Raw genomic sequence first — 25,637 nt, 5'->3', positions numbered from 1 at the left:
ATTGTCAGTGATGTGCCAATTGCCGGGGGATAGCTCCCTGAGTTGCCCAACGGTGTTGCCGTTGCGGTCAACCAGATACGTCTGGCTCCCAATGGTGCGGGTTCCCACGGCGGGAAGGTCAGCAGCGATGGCCGGGGCAGCCAACAGCACGAGGGTCAGCAGCGCCGTCCATGGCATGCACCGCCTGTTACGGCGGGTCGGTACGGGTGGGGATATGCCGAAATGCTTCATGCGCTACCCCCCATTGGGCGTTGGCCTGAACCGAAAGAATGATGCTCGGCCCCATTCAGCGCAACGGGAATTGCTTTTTACGCCGCCGCACGCATGAATTCCTCCAGCGGTCGCCCCCGAATGGAAAAGCCCAAGGGCACGACAACACTACCGCCGCGAACCGGAGAGAGAACCAGGGAGGGCGGCAATCCCTCGATAGACTTCTGAACCAACTCCCAGCGGTCCAACGGGCCTAAATATTTTTCCGCAACCGCTCGCGGATCAGAAATATCAGACCGGGCATGTAAGATGCTGCTCTGACGTTTCCCAGCAATTCGATAACGGTAGGGTCTGATATTGACTTCGTGACGTTCTCCAATAGTAACCTTATTATTGGAGTTTGCCACGAAGTCAATAGCGCCATTCCTGTGCGCCCATGACTTGGCTGCATCGACAGTGGGGAATTTATCTGAGAGAACAAGCGCACGCCCGTTCCAATCGTCGGGGATAATACCTCGGGCCGCCATCAATGCCAGGGGGGTGGCTTCGGCCATCAGGTCATCCCAGGAAATTAACTCATTCACCGGAATAGGCAGCGGCACATTGGTGGCAATGTCAATCTGGAGTGGGTTGGATGGATCACGCCAAACATGCCGAGCGCGCGCTATGACCTGAAGCAATTCACCTTCAGTGTGAGCCCAGCGCACCGCCTCAGCACAGGGGTCTGGGTGGTAGACCTGTTTGGCATGTCTGCCTGTACCGTCAGCCATTAACCGCTTGAAGTCCCGCACAGGGTACCTCTCTCCATTGAGAGACTGCCCTACCTTGCCAAAAACAACCCACGCAATTTCCTCGGCATCGGATGGCTTGATCTGTGGGCGACCAATGATCACCTCGTAGCCCACGCCATTCCAGCCATCGAACCCACGAATATTGCCAAAGTGGGCTATTCCGGTATTGGCAGAAGGGGTGAAAGTACGCAGCACCTCGGCCTCGGTGCCCTTGGGCATAATGGCGACCATTCTCTGAGCCGCATATTGATGCTCCTTGGCCTCCAAAAACCGAGCGATGCAGGCACAGTTGTTTCGCTGGGTCTGTTGGTTTTGAGGGCTCGCATTTTCGTCAGGCCGGATCATGGTGTATGAAACGGCTTGGTCACGCACTTGCCGGATATAGACGCCTTCCGGGACCATGGCTGTCTCTGCGTACGATTTAATGCTCAGGTCAGGCAGCCACTGACGGGCAATCTCTGGCTGCATGGTGGCATCGAGATGCGCTATGGGCAGAGAATACCAGTCCTCATGGATGTCTTTGCGCCACATCATTGTCACGGAAGAGCCATCCGCCACCTGTAGATATGGCGATTCGTCTCCTGGCCCCTCAAGCGTCAGCACAACAAGTTCAAGGAGTTGCTTCAATTTCATCAGAAGGGCGTTGTGCGACTTCGCCGCTTCCAGCGCCCTCTCGGCAGCAGCCTTGGACATTTCGGGAGTGACTATGTCGGCAATCTCAATTTTTGTGCGCAAGAGATAATATATAACGGTTTTGCACTCGAGCGAGCGTATCATCTTCATAGATGACTTGCGCAGCCGACCAATTCCTGATGCGCAGAACGCTTGAATAATATATTGCAGCAACTGATTTGTTCTATGGGTCGGCAGGCCGACAAAATCACTCTCTGCGTCAGGAATTATCCATTTTTTCGAAATCAACGAATCAATCAAGATATTTTCATGTCCAATCATCGTTGTCAGCCATGGGGATTCATCAATGATGACCTCATCAAAGCCTTGCCCCTTTGGGGATTCATCAATGATGACCTCATCAAAGCCTTGCCCCTTTAAAGGCTCCGGCATCGGATGCGGCAGACTTGCATGCGTGAAACACCAATGCTGAACATGCCCCTCCGCCGCCACGATATGTTGCCGCCGATATCCGCATAGATCACCGTCCCCACTCTCATGGTGGGGGCAGTATCCTCGCACTCTTGAACCACATAAGTCTGACTGCTTGCCGCCAGCATTGAGCACAAGCGACATGGTATCGTTGCGTCGGCACATGCGAACATCTGTGGACGATGGGTCAGGTTGGTCGGTGCCGAGCCACCGTTGGGCCTTGCCTCCCCACCGTTGCTCTACATCAGCAGTCTGAACATGACCGGGGGCGAAATGGGCTATCCCCATAGCAAGTGGCTCCACTTGATAATGGCGCGGGTCTTGCCTGCCGCACAGTCGCCAATGATACCGATCTGCCTCGGATGGTTTGATCCATCGGCGGGCTTTACGAGGGTTGATATGGCAAACGCACCAATGTGCAGCTCGACCTCAGCGGCAATGGCCTGGATACCACGCGTTGGCAACGGCCAGGACGGTTCAACAATTTCCTCTGCCTCTGCCTGTCGCACCGCAACCCACTCGATTAGATCATCAAGATAGCGGTCTGAAAGATAGCGTTCGATGTCTGCCGCCGACCGTCCATTAGGGTCGGCATTGGATATGGCATGACGCAGCATGGATTTGATTGCATCTGGATTGGCGTTCGCACCATTCAAAGCATAATAGGCTCCAATGGCAGCCTTGATGGGCTCATGAAAACCACGGGCGCCCCCTATGGCATCGAGATGACCTTGGACACCCAATCCCGCATGAGAACTCCCAGCACTGTCTGTGCGCGCCCTTTCGACCTTCTCGGGTAGAACAAGGGCAACAACATCGACCTGCCCGTGACGCAGGCCGGAGCGACGCGGCACAGGGTCTTGAATGCCATCCTCAAAGAGCGGCGCGGCGGTATAATGGGCCTGAACCGCATTGAAGAGGGCGGTGTCGATAAGCTTGCCGCTGTTGCCTGCATCGCTCCAAGCCGCATTGACGGCATTGCCCCACCGCTTAAGGTCCGCATCAGGGATCGGCCTATTCAAACAAAACCAGAGATGGATGCGCAGGCCCGGCTTCCTGCCCTGGCTCGATGACCATTGCCAGTAGCAGGTCACATTTTGGAACTCAGGAGGAAGCAGACCGATCAGGTACTCAATCAGCCCATCATGACCGAGGTTAGGAGGGCGCGGGATGCCATCAATGTCGATCATCACCCAAGGCCGCGCCGAACTCAGGAACGTGGCCTCCCCTTTCGGGCCGGAGTGAAGCAACCTTCTGGTGCGGTTGGAATTGGCTGTTGGGGCAAGCTCTCCCCGAACGACAAAGGCTAACCGATCAGACTCCAGCGATGTCAGCAAGCTCGCCAGTTCATAGATGGAGGCGACAGAAACGGTTTGGGCTGAGAAGTACATCTCTCTACCATACGGCAGAGAAACTTCTTTCCCGGCATGGTCGAGGCAGAAGACCTTCGTTGCGGCCTTCCCCGAACACGACCGCAGGATGGTCAAGCCCCCGCCCATCACTGCACACCCGCCAGGACACGAATGCTCTCCATCGTGATACGAGTCGATTTCCCGATCTTCACAACATCAAGCTTCTTCTGATTGATCAACTTGTAAAGATGAGTGTTGCCGACGCCAAGAAGCAGGCAAGCGTATTTGGGCGCAACAAGAATGGGGGTAGTAGTCTCGGTTTTCATGGGCCACCTCGCTAGTACGTGATGGCACCGCATTATTCACATTCATCCGCCCCGTTCATCAACAACCGAATATGCAGGAACAAAGTCCTCTGCACCCGCCGGTATAAAGGATTGCGCGCTCACTCGCAGATGGGGCGATTTGAGCAGGGAAGCTTCAAAGTCTCTCGAATACGAGAGGCTGTATCTGGGGCAGTGCGATGCCTTCGGGCACCTTCAGCGATATCGAGGGATTAAGAAGGGTGGAATTGCTTTGCGGAGGCTTAAAACTTTCTCCCTCCCGTCTTATAACCTCGGCTGTGGCCAGGAAGTATGGGATTGAATCTAATCTACAGGGAAAAGCCCACTCTGCTTCCCTCTCTTGAGCTAGCATCACAAATGCCGCCCACAAATGGGAAACAGCCATGAATTGGCTCCGTACGCTCTTGTTAAAATTTGATGCAGAGTCGCCAAACCCCGCTTCAATTGCAAGCTTTATAGCCTGTCCGATTGTTGCTGTTTTTGGAGAAAGTTGCTTTCTCGCTAGGACGTGCAAAACCACATAGCCTGCAAAGACCCCTCTATTCATCGCCTGCTTTGATACGGAGGCGAATTCCTCAATCCTCGGGGCGCGGCGAACGCTATCCACCAAAGCCGCCATATCCCTCGCAGGAACCAGTTCATCGGGGCCGAGATGCTGAATATGCCTGTCTACTTCCAGCGAGACATCAACGGCCATCATGGCGCGGGCCTGCCGTTCAGGATCGTTTGGAAAGAGCATCACCGCTTCTAAGTAGGCAACGGTGAGGCGGCTGCTTCCCTCGCCAACGTTGTCCGGCGTCAAACCATCGAGATATGGCATCAGCCTGCTCCCTTGGTTGCTTGCAGGGCAAACACGTTGCTTCCAACTGTAGCCACGCGCTCAACATACTCAGCCCACCGCTTGAGCGCCGTCCTACGCTCCTCCATGCGGTCATGCTGGTCATAGACCTTTACGATTCCCTGGGGAATGTGGCCGATCACCATTTCCGCAGTCGTCTCATCAATCCCCATCCGAGCAAGGCCGGTGCGGAGAGTGCGTCGGATATCATGCAAAGTGAAATCAGCTTTGCCCCCCAGTTCCTTCCGCAAACGACGCACAGCGGAGGCGGCCCCATTGAATGGCTTATTCTCCCCTCTACCAGCCAGAACATAGCCGGTCGCGCCCTCCACCCAGCGGCTGCGCAGAATGTCCATGGCCTGCTTCGGCAGCGGCACTGTGTGTGAGTACCCCGTCTTGTAGCGGCTGGCGGGAATTGTCCACAAGCTGGCGTCCATATCGACTTCACCCCAAACCATTAAGCGCACCTCATCGCGCCGCTGGCCGGTCAGGAGCAAAAGGCGGAGAAAGTCGCCGGTAAGATCGCCCATGTTGGCTGTCAGATTCCAAACGGCAATAATTTCACCCTCGGATAACACGCGACGGCGGGCCAGTTCTTTTGCGCCCCCCGTTGCCGCCCGCACATCCTTTTTCCGAGCGGACGGAACGCCATCAACGTATCCCTTTTGCTCGCACCAGCGGAGCAACGCCATCACTTCAGAGAAGACCCGGTTCGCTTGGACGGGAAAGCCTTTGGCTGATACACCGCCCACCACGTCCACCACATCAGAGCGGCGGACTGTACGGATCAGGCGTTTGCCCAAAGCGCCCTCAACATGGGTCTTGAACATCGTCTTCTTGAGACTGATCGTGCTGGCACGCAGGGATGAACGCATGGCCTCGATATATTCCGAATGAGCCATGGTGACGGTCATTGTCTCCGCTCTCTGCCGGGCATCCAATTCATCCGGTGATGCACCATCACGGGCGGTTGCAAGATAAGCTTCCGCACGCTTCCGAGCTTCACCCAGACTTACCGCCGGATAGGCCCCGATGGTGTGGCGAACTCGCTGCGCACCCACAGTGACCTTGACTGCCCAGACCTTTTCCCCAGAAGGGGACACTCGCAGGCGCAGGCCGCGACAGCCGGAGTCCGAAATCTCGCGCCACGTCGTTGCCCCACGTTCCGGCTTCAGGGTTTTAACCACTGAGTCTGTAAGAGCCTTCGCCAAGCTACACCTATTTAGAATTATTCCATGGGCCGTATGTGGGCCGTTTTTATCTGGCGGACAGCGTATTGCTGCGAATGACCACGAATATGACCATGGGCCACAATCCATGAAAACTCAATAGATATCATGTGGATGATCTATCCATGACCATCCACCATGGTCCGCCAAAATTCACCGAAAAAGACATAGCTCTTAGTCTCCTAGACGTGAAGCCTCCCTGTTTGACTTTACCCCCCGGTGCATAACCGGGGGGTTTCTTTTTCAAGGGGTTAGCGCCGATTGCGCTGTGCGGCAATGGCGCTACCGAGGCCGTCCATGTGGCACCCGGTGTCCACCAAACCGGCAGCAGGTCACATTGTGCATCGTCGTCCCAAGCCCATCCACATCCTGTCCATACCATTGTCTTAGATAAGTGGGTGCCGGGGCACGCAAGCTGCCGGCGTGGGGCTTGGGCGGGGGGCACTGTGAAGACTTACATCGATCTCAGGATTGATTGTGACGGACAGGTTCTGTCATTCGACCATAGCGTTCGACTGCCGGGAAAAATCCGGAGGCAGCTGGACAACCTGGACTCGATCATGCGTCTGATGGGCTGGGACGCCTCGGCCGAACTCCTGTATTTCTACACCATGGAGGGGTGCGCCATGCGAGATGTGGTGCTGGAGCAATTCTCCCCCCCTATAGCGGCCCGTTGCAGCTTGCTTAAAAGCGCCAACAGACATGAGATCCTGTGCCGTCTTGCCTTTGCCGATAGCGGTCTTCAATGATTGCCGGGGCGGAGCGGCAATCTGTTGACGTATGCCTTCTTGCGGAGGGCCGGCATGGGCGCGATCGGACGTGACGCGTCGGCGGCAGCCCCCCGGGTTTTGGTCGCCGTCATTGATGGCATGGCGGAGCATCGCCTTCAGGTCGGCCAGGCACTGACGTCCTTTTACCGCGTCGCCTGTTTCGAGGATCTGCGAGAGGCCGTGCCGCACCTGCGCCGCGAGCCGCCCCTGGCCCTGGTGGTGGACGAGAGCGCGAAACCCTTTGGTGGACGGGAGACCATTAGACGACTTCGCAACATGCCGTCGCTGAAAGAGGTCCGCATCATTGCCACCTCGGGAAAGGTGGACAGCAAGCTCTTTTCCACGGCCGAGGAATTGGGGTGCGACGCAATCCTATCAAAGCCCTTCCGCCGGAGCGAACTGATCTCCACGATCTCCTCTCTGGTCAACCACTCGATAGAGGCCGGGTGGAAGAGATTGGGGCTTTATCATCGCCACGCCCTGACCTCGGCATTGCAAACGTTCAACGGCATCTCGGATTTGATCGATCGCGGCGAAGCTGTGGAATACGTGGCCGTCCGAGAGGCATGTTCGCCGCTCGTCGATGCGGTGCAGCGAAACGACTTCAAGGCGATCCTGAACGGTGTCCGCGGCCACGACAATTACTCGTATGTGCACTCCATGCGCGTTGCGACGTTCCTGTCGCTATTCGGCCATGCAATGGGGCTGAAGGGAGAGGACCTTCTGCTGCTTTCAAGCGGGGGCCTGCTGCATGACATCGGCAAAATGTCCATTCCGCACGAAGTCCTGAACAAGCCGGGCCGTCTCACTGATGACGAATTCGCGGTTATGCGCGGACATGTGGACAGTTCGGCCGCTTATATCACCCAGTGCCCGACCATGCCCAAGGGCGTCGGCCTGATTGCTGCGCAGCATCATGAGAAGCTGGATGGGAGCGGCTATCCCAACGGCTTGAAGGGCAAGGAACTCAATGAACTTGCCCGCATGGCCGCGATCGTCGACGTGTTCAGCGCCCTGACCGACCGACGTTGCTACAAGCCGCCGATGGAGCCGGAGAATGCCCTGAAGATCATGCACGATGAGATGGGCAGCCATCTCGACACGCAAATGCTGCGCCTTTTCATCGACCTTTTGCTGTCGTCGGCAGAAGAGAGTGCGGCAGGCTGAGCCGCGGGGGGAGACGTCATGAGACAGCCTCGTTGGGAACAGCGGCAGGCCGTTCGTTACCCAGGGCAAACCCTGGTGCTGAAAGTCAATGGATGTATCCATCCATTCATCGACATCTCTGTTGGGGGGCTTAGTTTCGAAGGCGAAGGATTTGTGCGTGGGCAAGAGATCAATGTCAGGATTTCGTCCGTGCTGGACGCTGCGGACACCATTTCCACAACGTGCCGCGTCGCCAATGTGTGTGGTCCAAGAGTTGGCGTCTCGATTGCGCCCTGCAGCTCTCGACTTTTGCGATATATTGTCGTGCACATCGCGAATCTTACCGAAACCGAACCACCTGTAGTAAAAAAACATATCATCGCTAAATAGCTGCGGGCAACTCTGCCGCTTTCCTGATCGAGGTGCAGTATCCGTTATTTTTTTGCCCCCATCTGCTTGTACTGCCCCAGCGCCAGGATTATGATGACGAGGGAAATGGGCATGGGACATGAGGAATGGGCACGGATGACGGTTGCGCGCCGACCGGGTCGGCGAGGGGGGACGCGCGTCCAAGTCTGATCGTGTTGGAAGATGACCCCGTCACACGGTCGATGATCGGTCGGTATTTCTCCAACGAGGGCTTTGAGGTCCGCGAAGCGGCTTCGGCGGCGGAATGCCGGGTGCTGCTTAAGGATCGTGACGTCGACCTTCTTTTCGTCGATATCAACCTCCCCGATGCCAATGGCATCAGCTTCTCGCAGGAAATTCGTGCGAAAAGCCCCGTCGGCATCATCTTCGTAACGCAGCTGGACAGTGAACTGGACCGCGTCGTCGGATTGGAAGTCGCGGGAGATGACTACGTAACAAAGCCAATCAATCTGCGCGAATTGATGGCCCGCTCGCGGGCGCTGTTGCGGCGGCGCAAGCTTGATCGCGAGCAAGTCGAGCGCCGCAACGTGGTCGCCTTCGGAGCATATATCCTGGATCTTACCCGGCGGGAATTGTCCAAATCCGGCCAGCAGATCGTCTTGACCCGCGGCGAGTTCGACCTGCTGGCGGCGCTTGTTGAAGCGGAAGGACGCCCACTTTATCGGGATTACCTGGCCGAAGTGGTCAGCAGCCGGAGTGGCGAGGGGGATGCGCGAACCGTGGATTCCCTGGTTTCGCGCCTGCGACGCAAACTGGCTCATCCCGATGGCGGCAGCGCATTGATCGTGACCGTCACCGGCATCGGCTATCGTTTTGGGGCAGTGATTGATCCTAGGTGATCTGCCGGGCCAGTTTGGCCCACCCTTTCAGGCTTGCCCGTCGGGATTGGCGCAAAAGGGCTACCTTCGCCCGGAGCTGCTCCTGCGTCTCAACGCCGGCTTTGGCTTCGAGTTCCCCGGCCAGATCGGCTATGCCCACAAGGCCAAGCGGGCCTGTCGCGCTGCGAAGCCGGTGCGCCAGAGCTTCAATCCTCCCCCGATCCAGGAGGTCTGCTGCGGCCTTCAGATCCGTGATCAACCCGCGCGAGGTCACTTGGAACAGGCGCGCCAACCGGATCATCTCGCGCGGGCCAAGGGTATCCATCTGCATTTTCACGAATTCCAGGTCCACCGGCCCATGGCGCGTGTCGACAGATGGGTCGCTTTGCATCGGCGCGCCGAGTGCCTGACGCAAGCGATCCAGCTGGGTTGGTTTGGACAATCCGCAATCCATGCCCGCGATCTCGCATTGCTGCCAAATTTCGTCCGTCAAGTCGGCGGTCATGGCAATGATCCGGATACGGCTGTCGCGCCCCTTTTCCCATCGCCGAATCCTGCGGGTGGTTTCCATGCCATCCATCTTCGGCATCCGAATATCCATCAGGATTGCATCAATGGCTGTGCCGGCCGATAGCGTGGCGATCGCATCTTCCCCATTGGTGACCACAACCGGGGCGTGGCCAAGGTTCAACAGCAGAAGTGCCGCAACTCGGCGGTTGATCTCGTCATCGTCCACCACCAGGACGTGAAGGCTGTCGGTCGGCTGAGGGGGCGTGTCCTTGCCCGGAACAGGAGCCTCTCCCGCATCCGCCAGCAAGGTCAGGCGAAACTTGCTGCCCATGCCAAGCGTGCTCTCAACGCTCAACTCACCGCCCATATGCTCGGCCATCCGCCTGGAAATGGCCAATCCCAATCCGGCGCCGCCATATTTGCGGGTGATGGTATCGTCCGCCTGGATGAAATCACCGAAGATGGCGTCGCGAAGGTCTGGCGCAATGCCGATGCCGGTATCCTTGACCTCTATGGTCAAGCGTCTCCGATGGTTCTCGGGGACTGCAGCAATATTCAGCGCAACCTCTCCGCGCTCGGTGAACTTGACGGCATTGCCCAGCAAATTGATCAGGATGCGCGACAGCCTGATCGGGTCGCAACGGACCCAAATGGCCCCTTCCGGCTCAATCCGGAGTGTGAGGGCGATGCTCTTTAGCTCTGCCTGCTGACGAACCAATCCCATAATTTCGTTGGCAAGGAGGCGCAGCTCGGTGTCCTTGAGGGTAATTTCCGCGCGTCTCGCGCCGTCGCGGCCATATTCAAGAACACTTTCGACGAGATCCCGCAGCGTCTCTCCGGCGTCTTTCGCGGTCACAAGCAACTCACGCTGTCCGGGCTCCAGCCCCCGCACGTCGAGCAATTGCAGCATGCCCAGCAGCCCGTTGAGAGGCGTGCGGATTTCGTGTCCGATAATGGCGAGAAAGCGGGATTTCAATTGGGCGGCCGCTTCCGCGGCCTCCTTCGCCCTGTGCGCTTCCTCCTCGCCCGCCAATGCCCACATCTTGGCGGCCTCGGCTTCCGCAGTCTTGGTTGCGATCTGGTCGTTCAGATATTGCTCGCGACGCCAATGATATGCCCTTCGCGCCCGTTCGGCGGCGAAAAGCGTCGCAAGGACGGCTGCGCTGGCCAGAACCCGGAACCACAGGGTCTGATGCCATTCCGGCAAGATGCGCACGTTGAGGGAAGTGGGCGGATCGTTCCAAACGCCGGCGCTGTTGCTGGCACGCAATTCCAGGCGGAAGGACCCGGGGGGCAAGTGGGTGTAGCCGGCGGTGCGGTGATGCGCATCGACATGCGCCCATTCCGCGTCATTACCGACCAACCGATAGGCGTAGCGATTGCTCTCGGGGGCGGAAAAGTCCAGCGCCGAGAAATCCACCTGAAAGCCCCCCTCTTCCGGACGGACGACAATGTTGTCGGTGGGCGGAACCACCTGGCCGCCGATACGCAATTCCGTGACCATCACCGGCGGGCGGAAATTCCAGCCGGCGAGAGGCCCAGGGCGGAGCATGGCCAACCCGCCGAACCCGCCCAGGCCCAAGGTTCCGTCGGCCAGACGCGTCGCCGACCCGGCCCAGAACGTGCGGACGTGCATCCCCTCCGCAGGTCCGAACGTTCGAACGGTAAAGGTCTCTTGGTCGACCAGCGACAGGCCGTCTCCGGTTCCCGCGACGATACCGCCGTCTTCGCGGGCGATCACGGACAGAACCGTGCCGCTGGGCAAGCCGTGGTGGCGCCCCAAGCGGGTAAAGCGGGTTTTCCCAGGTTGTTGCGGGTCAAAGACGCCGATCCCGTTGGCCGTAGCAACCCAAATGCGACCCCGGCGGTCCTCGCAAATGCCATTGACGATGTCGCTGGGCAGGCTTTCCGGGTCTTCGGGGTCGTTCAGGAAACGGCGAAAGCGGCCGATTTCCTCGTCTTCCAGCAAGTTCAGCCCCTTCCATGTGCCCACCCACAGCCTGCCGGCACTATCGCGGAATAATGTTTGCGCAGAGTTGTCGCTGAGGCTGGCCCGGTTCTCCCCATCGAAGTGAAAAATTTTGGGCAGTTCCGTGCTGCCAGGATCGATTCGCGCTAGGCCCATGGAGCCGCCGGCCCACAAATGGTCCCGTTCTGGGCGCAGGGCGAGAATGTTCGAACCATCAAGCGGTTCATACCGGCCGGCTTTGCCGCTTGCCGTGTCGATCCGAAAAAGGCCGCTGAATTGACCGGCCCACACCATGCCGTCGGCGGTCTCCGCGATAGCTTGGTTGGCGCCGGGGGGGAGTTCGTCCGGTTGCCCACCCGACGGGATGGTCCGAATGACGTTGGCGGTTCTGTCCACCAAGGCCAGACCTTCGGCACGCAACCCCAGCCACATGGCCCCGTCGGCGCTGGCGGCGACGCTTCGCACATCCGGCCCCGGCAGCCCCCCGTGTTTGTCGGCAACGAGGGTCAGAATGCTGTCGTTGCCGGGAATATGGCGATGGACTCCGCGCAGAGTGCTGACCCAGACAAGGCCGGACCGATCGACCAGCAGGCCGGTCACCGAATTGTCCCCCAGCCCGGTGGCGATCGCCGGGTCGTGCGTGAACGACCGGATCATGTGCGACGCCGCCCGCAACTCGTAAATGCCGCCACCATATTGGCCGACCCATAGGATGCCCGGCCTTGGCTCCGCAAAGGCGGTGACGCGGTGCCCCGACGGAGGGAGTGCTGCCTCAAGCTCAACCTCTCCGTTGGGCAGGACCTTGCCCACCCGTCCCCGTCTGGTTCCGAACCAGATGGTACCGTCGTGTCCCTCGAATATGGCCGAGACCATGTCTTTCGTGGTTTCGCCTGGCATCGTCAACGGCTCGAAGGATTGCCGATCCTCCCGTTGCCGCATCAGCCCGGCGACCGTGCCGGCCCATAGCCGCCCGGACCGGTCCACCATGACGCTGCCGACATCTCCGGCGGGGATGCCCGTCTCGCGCCGCCAGACCTTGGTCGCGACATCAAGGCGCGCCAGCGCCAGCCTGCTGGCGACCCAAATGCCGCCTCGGCCGTCACCCGCCATGGCGTTGGGGCGGCCGAGCCCCACCCCGCGGTCATCGCGAAAGGTCGTGAACCCCTGAACGTTGTCATCATAGCGGACGATGAGTCCCGATGCGGTGCCCAGCCAAACTTGGCCGTGCTCGTCCGTCAGGGCGTTGGTGACGATATTTTCAGGCAGGGACTTGGGATCGTTACTGTCGTGACGAAAGACCGTCATTCGATAGCCGTCCCAGCGGGCGGCCCCGCCGGGCGTGGCGGCCCAGATAAATCCATGCCGGTCTTGGGCGACGCCTAGCGCGACCGGATAGGGTAAACCGTCTGCGGGAGTCAGGTGGCTGAAGACCGGCGGAACGACCACCTCACCCTGCCTCGGCGCCTCGGCACGGGCGGGGCAGAAAAATGCCCCGACAACAAGAAACAAACCGAGCGACAGCAACAAGAATCTTCCCACGCGGTCCCCCAGGAATGGTGCCTGCCGCGCAAAGGTAGCCGCTTCAGTCCGTAGGCTCCAGCCAAGCATGGATTGGCGCACGGCAATGTGAACGGCTATCCATATGTTTTGCCTGTCGTTTATTTTTGCGCGCCCAGTTCCCCTTGATTGGTCCCGGTCACCGCCCCGCGTCGGCGGGGAAACCGGCAAGTGCGAGATCAATGCGGCGGAAATCGCCCGATTGTTAAAGATGTGACCTTCCCCCCTGAAACCGGTCCACGCGGAGAGTGAGTTCCCATAACCTGAAGGAAACAGGGGAACTCAAATGAAGCGCAGTCGATTTAGCGAGGAACAGATCATCGGCATCCTGAAGGAAGCCGAGGCGGGGGAGATGCCCGCCGTATCGGTATGCCGCAAGCACGGTGTCTCTGAGCAGACCTTCTACCGCTGGAAATCCAAGTATGGGGGTATGGAGGTGTCGGAGGCCAAGCGGCTGAAGGCGTTGGAAGACGAAAACACGCGGCTGAAGAAGCTGTTGGCGGACGCCATGCTGGACAATGTCCTGCTGAAGGAAGTCCTCGGAAAAAAATGGTGACGCCCACGGCGTTGCGGGAAGTCGGATGCTGGCTGATGTCGGAAAAGGGCATCAGCCAGCGCCGCGCCTGCAACCTCGTGGGCCTTCACCGTTCGGTGGCGCGGTATCGGCATCGCCACCGCGACGACGGCCCGGTCCGGGACAGGCTGAAGGACCTGGCCGGCGGGCATCGTCGCTACGGCTATCTGCGCCTGCATGTTTTGCTTCGCCGGGAGGGGCTGGTGATCAATCACAAGCGAACATACCGCCTCTACCGCGACGAGGAGCTGGCGGTGCGGACCAAGAAGCGCAAACGGCTGGCGGGCCGGGAGCGCGTGCCACTGGCGGCGCCGGAGCGGCGCAATCAGCGTTGGTCGATGGACTTCGTTTCCGACAGCCTGTGCTCGGGCCGCCGCTTCCGGGTCCTCAACATTGTCGACGAACACACAAGGGAAAGTCCCGGCCAGTTGGTCGACCTGTCGATCTCGGGTGAGCGGGTAACCCGCCTGCTCGATCAGTTGGCCGCTTTGCATGGCCTCCCCGAGGAGATCGTCACGGACAATGGTCCGGAATTTACCAGCAAGGCCATTGACCTGTTCCCTGACCTGTTCCCCTGATTGATCCCAGTCAGAGGTAGAGCCCCGTCTCCCCGTGATGCCCGAAATGGGCGGTGATGGCAATGTGGGCCGGGGCATGCCCCGGCCCACATTGCGCTCGCGCTCGTGCGGCGGCCTGCGCTGGGGCGATGCCGCCCAAGGCGGTGTGGGGCCGCACATGGCTGTAATCTTCCTTCCAGTCCGCCAGGACGGCCCGAGCATGATTGATCGAGCCAAACAGCGTCTCGTTGAGGCATTCATCGCGTAGCTTGCCGTTGAAGCTCTCGACGAAGCCGTTCTGCATGGGCTTGCCCGGTGCGATGTAATGCCATTCCACCCGGTGATCCTGGCTCCAGCGCAGCATGGCCATGCTGGTGAACTCGGTGCCGTTGTCGCTGACGATCATCTGCGGCTTGCCGCGCCCGGCGATCAGACCATCCAACTCCCGGGCGACACGGACACCGGACAGCGAAGTGTCGGCGACCAGCGCCAAGCACTCACGGGTAAAATCATCCACCACGGCAAAGATGCGGAACCTGCGGCCGTCGGTGAAGGCGTCGGACAGAAAATCCAGCGACCAGTATTGGTTCGGCCCCTGCGGGATCGCCATTGGGGCCCGGCAACCCAGGGCTCGCTTGCGGCCACGCCTTGGGCGCACCGCCAGCTTCTCCTCGCGGTACAGCCGCAGCAGCTTCTTACGGTTCATCGCCACGCCTTCCCTGGATAGCAGGATGCCCAGACGTCGGAAGCCGAACCGGCGACGCTCTGCCGCCAGTTCGCGCAATCGCGCCCGGATCGGCGCGTCGTCGGGACGACACGACCGATACCGCATCACTCGCCGGGAAATCCCCACAATCAAACACGCCCGACGCTCGCTCAGTCCGAACAATTCTCGGACATGGGCGACGACGATCCGCCTGGCGGCGGGCGTCACCATTTTTTTGAGGAAATTTCCTTCAGCACGGCGTTGTCGAGCATGGCTTCGGCCAGCAGTTTCTTCAGCCGAGCGTTTTCGTCCTCAAGCGCCTTTAGCCGCTTGGCCTCCGACACCTCCAGCCCGCCGTACTTGGCCTTCCATTTGTAGAAGGTTGCGCTCGATATGCCGTGCCTGCGGCACACATCCGCTGTCGCCTGACCGGCCTCCTGCTCCTTCAGGATGCCGATGATCTGCTCCTCGCTGAACCGGCTACGCTTCATCGTTCCGTCTCCTTGATGGGACGGACTCTACCTCAAACTGGCTACATTCGAGGGGAACAGGTCAGGAGCGGCCTTTGCATGTTACGTGTCAAAACCTGCCGAGAACAGGGGCGCGTTTGCGCCCAAGGTGGACATTCGGGGGCGGCCGCGCATATTCCATTGCAACATGCAGCGGCCAACCCCCAGCCAACTCATCACAGCAGGCCCGTTTACGACGTGAAGTAGATATCCGTGCCGTCAGGCGCTTCGAAGACAGGCGATTCGCTTCAGGGCTGACTTTGCACCGTCAGAGATGTAGCTGTCGCCATTGGTTCTGGGGACACACTCCGTGCTGGCCGACCCATTGTAAAGCCGGGTCATTACGTCGCCCGCCTTGTTTCCCAGGGCGATCAGCAATCCCGGCCGAAGTGCGTCCAGGGTGGGGCCGGTGACCATCCGCCAAGCGGCTTCCTTCGCATGAAGCTTGGGCACCCTATTTTCTCGGGTGCGATAGGGAACTGCATTCAGGTAAGCCACTTCATCGAGACCGACACCGGCGGCATCCAGGGTAGGCTTGAGGATACGCCACAAATTCCATCGGGGCAGAACCGAGGCAAATTCATCGTTGATCCGCCCGAACAGAGCTTCGGCTTTTTCCGGAGCGCAATCCCGGAACGCCTTGAGCAGAGGATAGAACACAACGTCCTCGGCCGTCTGTTGGTAGGCATCCCCTCCGCCGCCAGGATTGACCGCAAGCAGGACAATACCCCCTGGCCGGTAGCTGCCGCCAACATAGCCCGCGAACATCGTCCGCGCATCGTCCTGAAGATTGATGGGCATCGGATCATCGCTACCGAATATCTGGTGGCGAGCGATGCGGGCGTTGCGCTGGAACAGGTGGGAGAGTGCATTCGATGTGTTCATGATGGCCTTCTAATCCGCAGTTATCTTGATGCCCCAGACGTTATGCCTGACCGGGTTCAGGCGGCATCCAAATCTTGATAATTTTTTGGGATGAATTGCCGTAAATTTATGGATGAACGCCATCCAATTCCCGGTAAATGGCGCTATTCTCCGCGGAGAATGCTAAATTTTACCGCTATAAAGGTAGCGCAGAGCCTCTCACCCATTTATACAATTCCCGATATTTTCCAATATTCATCCCAAATATAATCACTGATTGGGATGGTGAGAGGAACTGAGCGGCGCGACCATGGCTGCATTCCAAGCAAGGAGGGCGTGCCATGCCGTTCGATCTTTCCACCCACACCGAAACTCGCCTGCGACAGAGGGGCATCCGCAATGACCATCTTTCAGCCCTGCTCGCCTATGGGGGCGGCACACACTCGGTGGGAAGGGGCTGCGAATCGGTCTGGCTCAGGGATATCGACTTGGACGAGGTCATTACGGAGTTTGGGCGCCAGTTCGCCGATCGGCTGCGCCGCCTTGTCGCCGTCACCGACACCGACACCGTGGTGACCGTCTTCTGCAGGCGGGGCCGCAAAGCCCGCCGGCACGTCAGGGGCTGATGAAGGAAAACAGAAATGACCAGCAATGTGATTCGCGGGCACTTCGGCGGACGCACGCAAGAGGCCCCACAGCAGGGAACGATCGAACCGATGCAGGCCCCGTCCTACGGTGACCTTCCGGCACTGGAGCGTAAGGTTGCGCCTCTGAAGGGCAGCAGGGCTGGTAACGGGCGCAAGCTCGATCTGCCCGAACGATCCCAGATCGCCCGCAACCTGGGACGCCTTTTCGACCGCCTGCCCAAAGGGGGAACTCGCAGCAACGTGCTGGAAAGGGCGGAACTCTCCGATGCGGGCGACTACACCAAGCGTCTCCCCCGCATTGCCATCCTGCCCGGCAAAAAAGGCGACGATAAAGGGCTGATCCCGCACTATGACGCCTACGTCAAAGTGGCGATCGAGGTGAAGAAGGAGCTTGGCGAGGATCCTGAGCTTGTGGAGTTTGAGCTTGTCGCCGGGACACGGCTCGATCCGCTGCTCGACACCTCGATTCCCCGGCTGACCCCGGATGAGCGGACGGTATACGACTCGCTTTCCGATCTGCATGAGATGCTGGCTCTCGCCGCCGACAGCGTGATCCAGCAACGGGATATGCGGCGGTATTTCAGCACCCTGGCGAGGTGGCGACTGGTCAGCGGCAACGGCGGAAAGACTTTCAAGGATGAAGAGTACGCCGACGATCCAGGCGACAGCACAAGGTTCTGGGCGGCCAGGATTGATCTCATGCCGACGACTGAAATGTTCCGCAGCCCCTGGGTTGATACGGGCGTGGTCGCCACAATGTCCGAATCTGACCATATGGTGAAATTCGAGGCCAAGCTCAACAAACAACGCATCATCAGCTTGGGCATCGCCCCCATCGGGGCTTCCGGCTCCCCGATACCGGTTCTGATCGAAAGCGATGTGTTTTCGATCATCAAGGATGATGGTTGGTGGGCCGTAGTAAACCCTGATAATACAACGCTCCGGGGCAAGAATGACTGCCTCGTCTCATTTTTCCTCGAATCAGCCGCTGACGCGAGTGTACGCCCTCTGAGCCAGCGGCTCCTTTTCGATTTCTTCGGCTGGCAGGTCAGCAAAGTGGATGATCTATCCGACCTTTGGGACCAAAATCCCCTGATTGTCATCAATACCAACGGAGGATGCACCCGCGCGGTACCTGGGACGGTTGCGTCCTACATTGAGCGCGAACTGCGCCACCAACCGGATAATCCTTCCAGGCTTGATCGAATGCTGGATGCCGACGCCGCCGAAAAGGTTGCCTCTCTTGAGCAGTGCCTTCGCGAGGTGGAGCAGGCGCTTGACGAGGGCATGCAGCAGTTCCGCGCCGCCTGGCACCGTTAATGTGGTCGCCGAGAAAGCGGCTCTCCGATCTCGCCCCGCAGATCGAGGCAACCTGCCGCCAGGGGGCTTCACCGAGAGCCGACCGGCTCCTTCCGGCCCCCCCGGTCATTCTGGGTCGCAAGAGCGGCTGAAGACGGCTCCATCGCCAGCGATATGGTTTCAACGAACGCCAAAGGCCGCCCCATCCGGGGCGGCCTTTGCACATTACGCGTCAAGAATTAGCGCGTTATGGGTCGCGTTTGCGGATTATGGGTCACCCGACAAGACTGTCGAGGGACCCATAAAGCGCAAAGCCTCGGATGCTAACCCATTGGAGGCAACGGCCGTCGTGACAGATGAGCTACTCCCCATTGGTTGGACAGAATTCGGGGAAGTTTAAGCTACTCTCCGGGCCTGCTGATCGGTTTGGTTGATGGTGTTCCAGTAGACCACGGCGGGGGTCCTTCCGCCATGGGCGGCGTGGGGCCGTTTGTGGTTGTAGAAGGTGATCCAGGGTCCGATCCCGGCCCTTGCTTGCGAGCCGGTTTCCCAGGCATGGAGATAGACGCATTCGTATTTTAGGGACCGCCACAGGCGCTCGATAAAGACGTTGTCGATGCAACGGCCCTTGCCGTCCATGGAGATGCGGGTTCCGGCCCGCTTCAGCCGGTCGATCCAGGCGAAGGATGTAAACTGGCTGCCCTGGTCGGTGTTCATGATCTCCGGCGGGCCGAAGCGCAGGATGGCCTCGTTGAGCACCTCGACGCAGAAGTCGGCCTCGAGCGTGTTGGAGATGCGCCAGGCCAGCACTTTCCGGGTGGCCCAGTCCATGATGGCGATCAGATAAAGGAATCCCCGGCGCATGGGCAGATAGGTGATGTCGGCGCACCAGACCTGATTGGGCCGGTCGATCCGCAGGCCCCGCAGCAGGTAGGGATAGGTCTTGTGGCCCTTGGCGGGCTTGCTGGTGTTGGGCTTCTGGTAGATCGGCATCAGGCCCATGAGCCGCATCAGCCGCCGGACGCGCTTGACGTTGACCGGGTGGCCCTCGTTCTGGAGATGCCAAGCCATCTGACGGACACCATAGAACGGCGTTTCCAGGAATTGGCGGTCGATCAACCGCATCAGCTCCAGGTTTGCCTCCGTCTCGCCCAAGGGCTCGTAATAGAACGATGATCGCGCAATGGACAGCAGGTGGCACTGGGCGCCGATCGACAGCGCCGGGTGTTTGGGCTCGATCATGGTCCGCCTCACTTGCCGGTCCACGGCTTGAGCTTTCGAGACAAAAAATCGTTGGCCACGGCCAGCTCCCCGATCTTGGCGTGCAGGGATCGCACCGTATCCTCGTCCACCTCGGCCTTCTTCTTGGCCCCGCGTTCGAAGATCTCCGCCGCCCCGTCCAGCAGGGACTTCTTCCATTGATGGATCATGGTCGGATGGACGCCATAGGCCGACGCCAATTCCGATACCGTCCGCTCGCCCTTCAGCGCCTCAAGGGCGACACGCGCCTTGAAGGCCGCGTCATGGTTCCTGCGCTTCGACATCTCTGATCTCCTCGTAGTTGGGGATCAGCAAACATCAGATCGTAGCTTCCGTCAGTGTCCAATTTCCGGGGAGTAGCTCACGGTGATAGCCAGTGCCCTTAGCCCGGGCCAAGCTACCCGGCGTCCGCAGGCTGGTCACGTCATCCTTCTAATGGGGGAGCCAGAGGATCTTGAGGCGCGTGTAATTGGCCGCCACAAGCAGAGCCGTGCTGACACGATTCGCGATATGCAGGCAAAGCTAAAAGATATATTTGACGAATCATCTGCTACTTATATTGACACATTTGGCCTTTCGATTGCTGCGGTCCTCAAGCGCGTTGCTCGGGTATTGCTCCTTGCTCCCTACTCCCCGGTTGACCTGGGAGCATGTCTCCTTGATATTAAGAACAACTTTCAGAAGTTAAAGAAATGAGCGTGCGAGGTAAGCCTCTACTCTACTTGGCAGCTCCCCTCTTCAACGAAGGGGAGCGGTCGCACAATCTGAAGATAAGCGCGGCACTAGAGATCGGGTTTGATGTTTATCTGCCGCAAATCGATGGCGCATTATTGCCTGCCCTTATTGCGTCTGGACTGAGCGCTCAGGAAGCCAAAAAACAGATTTTTCAGAACGATCTAACGGCGATTCAGAGGTGTGATGTCCTCCTCATCGTTATGAATGGTCGCGCCATTGATGAGGGAGCGGCATTTGAGCTAGGGGTTGCCTGGACGCTCAACAAGCCCTGCTTTGGCTTTAAAGATGATTTTCGCCAGCTCGTATGTGATGGTGACAACCCCATGATCGAGGGCGCACTAATCAATACCTTCACTGGTCTGGAAGAGCTAAAGGCGTGGGCTACGGCCTGTTCCGTCAACCCGACAGGGTTCTGGTGACACTGTACTTTTTTGAAACGTCGCATTGCCGACCCCTTGTCCGAACCCGCCTTTCCCCTCCCGGCCCAACCCGGTCATTCCGGATCGCAAGAAGGGGCTGAAGACAGCCCCATCGCCAGCGATGCGGACTTAAGGAAGCACCAAAGGCCGCCCCATCCGGGGCGGCCTTTGCATTTTACGCGTCAAGAATTAGCGCGTTATGGGTCGCGTTTGCGGGTTATGCGTCACCCGACAGACACTAAACGTCCAGATTGGAAACCTTCAGGGCGTTGGTCTGGATGAAGTCGCGGCGGGGCTCGACCACGTCGCCCATCAGGGTGGAGAACACTTGTTCGGCGTCGTCGGCCTGGGCCACCTTGACCTGCAGCAGCGAGCGGGCCTGGGGGTCCAGAGTGGTTTCCCACAGCTGTTCCGGGTTCATCTCGCCCAGCCCCTTGTAGCGCTGGATGGCGATGCCGCGGCGGCCTTGTTCCATCACGGCGGTGACCAGGGCCACGGGGCCGGACAGCACGGTTTCCCGTTCCCGGACCATCAGGGCGGCGGGGCGGTCGAAGGTCTCGCGCAGGCGCGGGGCCAGTTCGTGCAGGCGCCGGGCCTCGGCCGAACGGATCACCGCCGAATCCAGGGCATGGGTCTCGGTCACGCCGCGCAGGGTGCGCGAGAAGGTGTAGCCATCGCCTTCCACCCAGGTGCCGGTCCAGCCGCGCTCCAGATGGGTTTCCAGCGCGTCGAGCCGCTGGGCCAATCCTTGCACGATGGCCGGGCCACGCACCGCGTCGGTCAGCAGGCTGGAATCCAGGGCGTCGGCGATGGCCGCCTGCTCGACCAGCTTGAGCGGCACGCGCCGGCTCAGCGGAGTCAGCAGGTTCCGCACCGAACGGGCCTGCTCCACCAGGGCGCGCAGGTCGATGGACGCCAGCTGGGTGCCGTCGGCCATGCGCAGCACCGCATCGGCCAGACCGCCATCGATGAGGTATTCCTCCAGGGCGCGGTCATCCTTGAGATAGACCTCGGACTGCCCGCGCTTGGCGCGGTAGAGCGGCGGCTGGGCGATGTAGAGATAGCCGCGCTCGATCAGCGCCGGCATCTGGCGATAGAAGAAGGTCAGCAGCAGGGTACGGATGTGGGAACCGTCCACGTCGGCGTCGGTCATGATGATGATCTTGTGGTAGCGCGCCTTGTCGACATTGAAGTCCTCGCGCCCAATGCCGGTGCCCATGGCGGCGATCAGGGTGCCGATCTCGGCCGAGGACAGCATCTTGTCGAAGCGGGCGCGCTCCACATTGAGGATCTTGCCCTTCAGCGGCAGGATGGCCTGGTTGGCGCGGTTGCGCCCCTGCTTGGCGGAGCCGCCGGCCGAGTCACCCTCGACGATGAACAGTTCGGACAGGGCCGGGTCGCGTTCCTGGCAATCGGCCAGCTTGCCCGGCAAGGTGGCGATGTCGAGCACGCCCTTGCGCCGGGTCAGTTCGCGGGCCTTGCGCGCCGCCTCGCGGGCGGCGGCGGCCTCGACCACCTTGGTGACCACCTTGCGGGCCTCGGCCGGGTGTTCCTCGAACCACTCGGCCAGCTTTTCGCCCACCAGGTTCTCCACCAGCGGCCGCACTTCGGAGGAGACCAGCTTCTCCTTGGCCTGGGACGAGAACTTGGGGTCGGGCATCTTCACCGACAGCACGCAGGTCAGGCCCTCGCGCATGTCGTCGCCGGCCAGATTGACCTTTTCCTTCTTGGCGATGCCGGAATCATTGGCATAGGCGTTGATGGTGCGGGTCAAGGCGGCGCGAAAGCCGGCCAGATGGGTGCCGCCATCCTTCTGCGGCACGTTGTTGGTGAAGCACAGACAGGTCTCGTGGTAGCTGTCGGTCCATTCCATAGACAGTTCCAGCCGTACCACGTCCTTCTCGGCGGCGATCAGGATGGGGGCGTGCAGCGCCTCCTTGGAGCGGTCCAGCCACTGGACGAAGGCCTGGACGCCGCCTTCATAGTGCAGCAGGGCCTCGCGAGTTTCGGCGTGACGCTCGTCCTTGATCAGCAGGGTGGCGCGCGAGTTGAGGAAGGCCAGTTCGCGCAGCCGGTGCTCCACCGTGTCGAAGTCGAAATCCGTGTGGGAGAAGGTGCCCTTGGACGGCAGGAACACCACCTGGGTGCCGGTGCGGTCACCGCATTCGCCGACCACCGCCAGCGGCGCCTCGGGCTCGCCGTGGCGGAAGCGCATGAAGTGCTCCTTGCCGTGGCGCCAGATGCGCAGTTCCAGCCATTCCGACAGGGCGTTGACCACCGAGATGCCGACGCCGTGCAGGCCCGACGAGATGCGGTTGGAGTTCTGCTCGAACTTGCCGCCGGCATGCAGCTTGGTCAGGGCCACTTCGGCCGCCGAGATGCCTTCCTCGGGGTGGATGTCCACGGGGATGCCGCGGCCGTTATCGGTGACCAGCACCGAGCCGTCGGCGTTCAGCACCACGTCGCAGCGGTCGCCGAAGCCGTTCATGATCTCGTCGACGGCGTTGTCCACCGCCTCGTAGATCATGCGATGCAGGCCCGACCCGTCGTCGGTGTCGCCGATATACATGCCGGGACGCTTGCGCACCGCCTCCAGACCTCGCAGCACCTGGATCGAGCCGGCGCCGTATTCCTCGGCTCCGTTCGCGCTGGCGTGGGGATCGTTGGGGATCATGGGTTCGGTGCTCATAACGTCATTACCTCTTCAGGAGCGACGGTGGCGTCCGTCACCCGAAAAAACTGGGCCCTCTCGCCGAAACCGGCGAACAGCATCGCGTCGGTTCCGGTCATCCAGCTCTGGGCCTTGAGGGCGCAAAGCTCATCGAACAAAGCCGCCCTCCGGACCTCGTCCAGATGGGCCGCCACCTCGTCCAGCAGCAGCAGCGGCGCCCGGCCGCCACTCTGGTCCTGGACCCGGCCCTGGGCCAGGACGATGGACACCAGGACCGCCTTCTGCTCGCCGGTGGAACATTGCCCCGCCGGCAAATCCTTGGGCACGTGGCGCACCATCAGGTCCGAGCGATGCGGCCCCATGGTGGCGGCCCCGGCCGCCTCGTCGCGCGCGCGCGCGACTCGCAGCGCGCCCCTGAACCTCTCCTCGGCCTCGTCGGGGGACAATCCCCCGGCCAGCCAGCCCTCAATCTCGCCCTCCACCGCCAGACCGGCGGCGGGAAATGGCCCCAGCCCGGCGCGGCAAGCCTCGTCCAGGCGGCGGATGCTCTCCACCCGGGCCAGGGCCACCCTGGTGCCGTGGCGGGCCATGCCCTCTTCCAGCGCCGCCATCCAGGCGGGATCGACCCTGGGACCGCCGTCGCGGGCCGCCCGCAACAGACGGGTGCGCTCGCGCATGGCGTGCTCGTAGGCCCCCGCTTCGGCACCGTGACCGGGCACCAGCCCGAACACCAGACGGTCGAGAAAGCGCCGCCGTCCGCTCGCCCCCTCGATGAACAGGCGATCCATGGCCGGGGTCAGCCACAGCGCCGAAACCAGTCCGGCCAGATCACCGGGCTTGGCCGGCTTGCCGTCGATGCGGACCGAGCGCCGTTCGTGCCCGGCCTCGCGGCCCGTTCCGATCTCCACCCGCCCCGCCGGCCCGTCCAGGGTGGCCGCCACCGCCCAGGGCGATCCGGCGGCAAGGCCGTGGCGGGTGATGTCCGCCGCCCCGGCCCGGCGCAAGCCGCGACCGGGAACCAGGAAGGACAAGGCCTCGAGAATATTGGTCTTGCCGGCCCCGTTGGCGCCGGTCAGCACCACCGGCCGGGAATCCGTCTCGAGACGCAGCGTCCGGTAACAGCGGAAATCCGCCAGCGTCAGGCGGCGCACCGCCGGCCGCGCCACCGGTTCCGCCTGGGCCACCCGATCGCCGATCACACCCTCATGGGCATCAGCACGTAGATGGCGCCGCCATCGGTCATCTCGCGCACCACGGTGGGCGAGGCGGCGTCGGCCATGGCGAAGCGGGCGGTGTCGCCCTCCACCTGGGCCAGGATGTCCATCAGGTAGCGCGAGTTGAAGCCGATCTCCAGCGGGGTGGAGGTGTAATCGGCCTCGATCTCCTCCACGGCGCTGCCGTTCTCGGCACTGGAGGCCGACAGCGTGGCGCTGCCCTTTTCCAGGGCCAGCTTGATGGCGCGGCTCTTCTCGGTGGAGATGGCCGAGACGCGGTCCACGGCCTGGGCGAAGCTCTTGCAGTCGACCACCAGCACCTTGTCGTTGTCGGCGGGGATCACCCGTTCGTAATCGGGGAAGGTGCCGTCGATCAGCTTGGAGGTCAGCACGGCGTCGCCGAAGGCGAATTTCAGCTTGGTTTCGGAGAGGGAGACGGTGATCTCGCCGTCGGTCTCGTCGATCAGCTTGCGGATCTCGGCCACGGTCTTGCGCGGCACGATGATGCCCGGCATGCCAGCGGCGCCGCTGGGCAGGGTGATCTCCACCCGGGCCAGACGATGACCGTCGGTGGCCACGGCCCGCAGCACGTCGACGCCGTCGCTGGCGGCGGCATGCAGGTAGATGCCGTTGAGATAGTAGCGCGTCTCTTCCGTCGAGATGGCGAAGCGGGTGCGGTCGATCAGGGTCTTCAGCTCGGCGGCGCTGAGCGAGAAGGTGAACGGCAGCTCGCCCCCGGACAGGACGGGGAAGTCCTCCACCGGCAGGCAGGCCAGCGAGAACTTGGACCGGCCCGAGCGCAGGGTCAGCTGACCGCTTTCGGCGTCGTGCTCGATCTCCACCTGGCTGCCGTCGGGCAGCTTGCGCACGATCTCGTAGAAGGTGTGGGCCGGGGCCGTGGTCGCGCCGGGGCGCACCACATCGGCGGGCACCGCCTCGATGATGTCGAGATCCATGTCGGTGGCGTTCAGCGACAGAAGGCCTCCACGGCCCTCGAGCTTGACGTTGGACAGGATCGGAATGGTGGTGCGGCGCTCGACGACGCTCTGGACGTGGGCCAGCGACTTCAACAGCGCGGCGCGCTCGATGGTCAGTTTCATGGCGCTTTTCTGACT

20 protein-coding genes and 2 pseudogenes are annotated in these 25,637 nt (G+C 60.8%); 9 read left to right on the top strand and 13 right to left on the bottom strand.

What is annotated here, in order from left to right; all coding sequences use genetic code 11:
• Nucleotides 1-308: 308 nt before the first annotated feature.
• The 6 genes and pseudogenes from AMB_RS03385 to AMB_RS26250 all read right to left on the bottom strand — a co-directional run.
• Entirely contained in the window at nucleotides 309-2,270 is a 1,962-nt protein-coding gene (locus tag AMB_RS03385) for a hypothetical protein (protein ID WP_158303921.1), read from the bottom strand.
• A gap of 113 nt (nucleotides 2,271-2,383) precedes the next feature.
• Nucleotides 2,384-3,592, bottom strand: a complete 1,209-nt coding sequence (locus tag AMB_RS03380) for a hypothetical protein (RefSeq protein ID WP_148207280.1) — start codon at nucleotides 3,590-3,592, stop codon at nucleotides 2,384-2,386.
• Nucleotides 3,593-3,603: 11 nt separating this feature from the next.
• Complete coding sequence (locus AMB_RS03375; protein WP_197531974.1) at nucleotides 3,604-3,783, bottom strand: helix-turn-helix domain-containing protein; 180 nt, start codon at nucleotides 3,781-3,783, stop codon at nucleotides 3,604-3,606.
• Nucleotides 3,784-3,937: 154 nt separating this feature from the next.
• On the bottom strand, nucleotides 3,938-4,621 hold the full coding sequence (locus AMB_RS03370; RefSeq protein WP_043743318.1) for a hypothetical protein: 684 nt from the start codon (nucleotides 4,619-4,621) through the stop codon (nucleotides 3,938-3,940).
• Entirely contained in the window at nucleotides 4,621-5,553 is a 933-nt protein-coding gene (locus AMB_RS03365; protein WP_231849062.1) for a tyrosine-type recombinase/integrase, read from the bottom strand. Before AMB_RS03365 ends, AMB_RS03370 begins: the two co-directional genes overlap by 1 nt.
• An 87-nt stretch (nucleotides 5,554-5,640) precedes the next feature.
• Nucleotides 5,641-5,958, bottom strand: a pseudogene (locus AMB_RS26250) (Arm DNA-binding domain-containing protein); the annotation flags it as partial.
• A 356-nt stretch (nucleotides 5,959-6,314) separates the two neighbouring features.
• Here AMB_RS26250 and AMB_RS03360 point away from each other — a divergent pair.
• From AMB_RS03360 to AMB_RS03350, 4 genes are all read left to right on the top strand, one after another.
• Nucleotides 6,315-6,617: a hypothetical protein gene (locus AMB_RS03360; RefSeq protein ID WP_043743316.1), complete on the top strand. Its 303-nt coding sequence runs from the start codon at nucleotides 6,315-6,317 to the stop codon at nucleotides 6,615-6,617.
• A gap of 54 nt (nucleotides 6,618-6,671) precedes the next feature.
• Nucleotides 6,672-7,805 carry a response regulator gene (locus AMB_RS03355; protein WP_148207279.1) on the top strand — a complete coding sequence of 378 codons (1,134 nt, stop codon included), beginning with the start codon at nucleotides 6,672-6,674 and terminating at the stop codon, nucleotides 7,803-7,805.
• 18 nt (nucleotides 7,806-7,823) lie between these two features.
• Entirely contained in the window at nucleotides 7,824-8,174 is a 351-nt protein-coding gene (locus AMB_RS23900) for a PilZ domain-containing protein (RefSeq protein ID WP_083763421.1), read from the top strand.
• A 125-nt stretch (nucleotides 8,175-8,299) separates the two neighbouring features.
• On the top strand, nucleotides 8,300-9,052 hold the full coding sequence (locus AMB_RS03350; protein ID WP_011383094.1) for a response regulator: 753 nt from the start codon (nucleotides 8,300-8,302) through the stop codon (nucleotides 9,050-9,052).
• Here the strand turns inward: AMB_RS03350 and AMB_RS03345 are convergent.
• Nucleotides 9,045-13,037 (bottom strand): hybrid sensor histidine kinase/response regulator, encoded by a 3,993-nt coding sequence (locus AMB_RS03345; RefSeq protein ID WP_158303920.1) that lies wholly within the window; start codon nucleotides 13,035-13,037, stop codon nucleotides 9,045-9,047. The genes AMB_RS03350 and AMB_RS03345 overlap by 8 nt on opposite strands.
• A gap of 316 nt (nucleotides 13,038-13,353) precedes the next feature.
• Here AMB_RS03345 and AMB_RS03335 point away from each other — a divergent pair.
• Nucleotides 13,354-14,201 (top strand): annotated as a pseudogene (locus AMB_RS03335) (IS3 family transposase); the annotation flags it as partial.
• 28 nt (nucleotides 14,202-14,229) lie between these two features.
• On the opposite strand, the gene AMB_RS03330 reads toward AMB_RS03335, so the two are convergent.
• Nucleotides 14,230-15,395, bottom strand: a protein-coding gene (locus AMB_RS03330; protein WP_148207278.1) for an IS3-like element ISMamg1 family transposase whose coding sequence is annotated in 2 segments (ribosomal slippage) — nucleotides 14,230-15,143 and nucleotides 15,143-15,395 — 1,167 coding nt in all. Because the reading frame shifts where the segments join, the coding sequence is not laid out codon by codon here.
• A gap of 237 nt (nucleotides 15,396-15,632) precedes the next feature.
• Nucleotides 15,633-16,298 (bottom strand): hypothetical protein, encoded by a 666-nt coding sequence (locus AMB_RS03320; protein WP_050750616.1) that lies wholly within the window; start codon nucleotides 16,296-16,298, stop codon nucleotides 15,633-15,635.
• A gap of 320 nt (nucleotides 16,299-16,618) precedes the next feature.
• On the opposite strand from AMB_RS03320, the gene AMB_RS03315 reads away from it, so the two are divergent.
• A complete protein-coding gene (locus AMB_RS03315) occupies nucleotides 16,619-16,903 on the top strand; it encodes a hypothetical protein (RefSeq protein ID WP_011383086.1) in 285 nt (94 codons plus the stop codon).
• A 15-nt stretch (nucleotides 16,904-16,918) separates the two neighbouring features.
• Nucleotides 16,919-18,244 (top strand): hypothetical protein, encoded by a 1,326-nt coding sequence (locus AMB_RS03310; RefSeq protein WP_011383085.1) that lies wholly within the window; start codon nucleotides 16,919-16,921, stop codon nucleotides 18,242-18,244.
• A 375-nt stretch (nucleotides 18,245-18,619) separates the two neighbouring features.
• On the opposite strand, the gene AMB_RS03305 is transcribed toward AMB_RS03310, so the two are convergent.
• Nucleotides 18,620-19,767 (bottom strand): IS3 family transposase gene (locus AMB_RS03305; protein ID WP_407636032.1). Its coding sequence is split into 2 segments (ribosomal slippage): nucleotides 18,620-19,506 and nucleotides 19,506-19,767, totalling 1,149 coding nucleotides; the frame shifts between segments, so codons are not numbered across the junction.
• An 82-nt stretch (nucleotides 19,768-19,849) separates the two neighbouring features.
• Between AMB_RS03305 and AMB_RS24830 the strand changes: the two genes are divergently transcribed.
• A complete protein-coding gene (locus AMB_RS24830; RefSeq protein ID WP_148207276.1) occupies nucleotides 19,850-20,179 on the top strand; it encodes a hypothetical protein in 330 nt (109 codons plus the stop codon).
• On the top strand, nucleotides 20,176-20,637 hold the full coding sequence (locus AMB_RS03295; protein WP_043743308.1) for a nucleoside 2-deoxyribosyltransferase: 462 nt from the start codon (nucleotides 20,176-20,178) through the stop codon (nucleotides 20,635-20,637). Before AMB_RS24830 ends, AMB_RS03295 begins: the two co-directional genes overlap by 4 nt.
• 238 nt (nucleotides 20,638-20,875) lie before the next feature.
• Here the strand turns inward: AMB_RS03295 and gyrB are convergent, their stop codons facing one another.
• From gyrB to dnaN, 3 genes are read right to left on the bottom strand one after another with little or no spacing between them, the layout of a single operon-like run.
• Nucleotides 20,876-23,326, bottom strand: coding sequence for a DNA topoisomerase (ATP-hydrolyzing) subunit B (gene gyrB / locus AMB_RS03290; RefSeq protein WP_011383082.1), 2,451 nt, complete (start codon nucleotides 23,324-23,326; stop codon nucleotides 20,876-20,878).
• Nucleotides 23,323-24,507, bottom strand: coding sequence for a DNA replication/repair protein RecF (recF, locus tag AMB_RS03285; protein WP_011383081.1), 1,185 nt, complete (start codon nucleotides 24,505-24,507; stop codon nucleotides 23,323-23,325). The genes gyrB and recF overlap by 4 nt, the downstream gene beginning before the upstream one ends.
• Nucleotides 24,504-25,622 carry a DNA polymerase III subunit beta gene (dnaN, locus tag AMB_RS03280; RefSeq protein ID WP_043743306.1) on the bottom strand — a complete coding sequence of 373 codons (1,119 nt, stop codon included), beginning with the start codon at nucleotides 25,620-25,622 and terminating at the stop codon, nucleotides 24,504-24,506. Before dnaN ends, recF begins: the two co-directional genes overlap by 4 nt.
• Nucleotides 25,623-25,637 lie beyond the last annotated feature (15 nt).

It is taken from the genome of Paramagnetospirillum magneticum AMB-1, assembly GCF_000009985.1.
Classification (GTDB): Bacteria; Pseudomonadota; Alphaproteobacteria; order Rhodospirillales; family Magnetospirillaceae; genus Phaeospirillum; species Phaeospirillum magneticum.
This window is presented reverse-complemented; position numbering and strand designations above follow the sequence as displayed.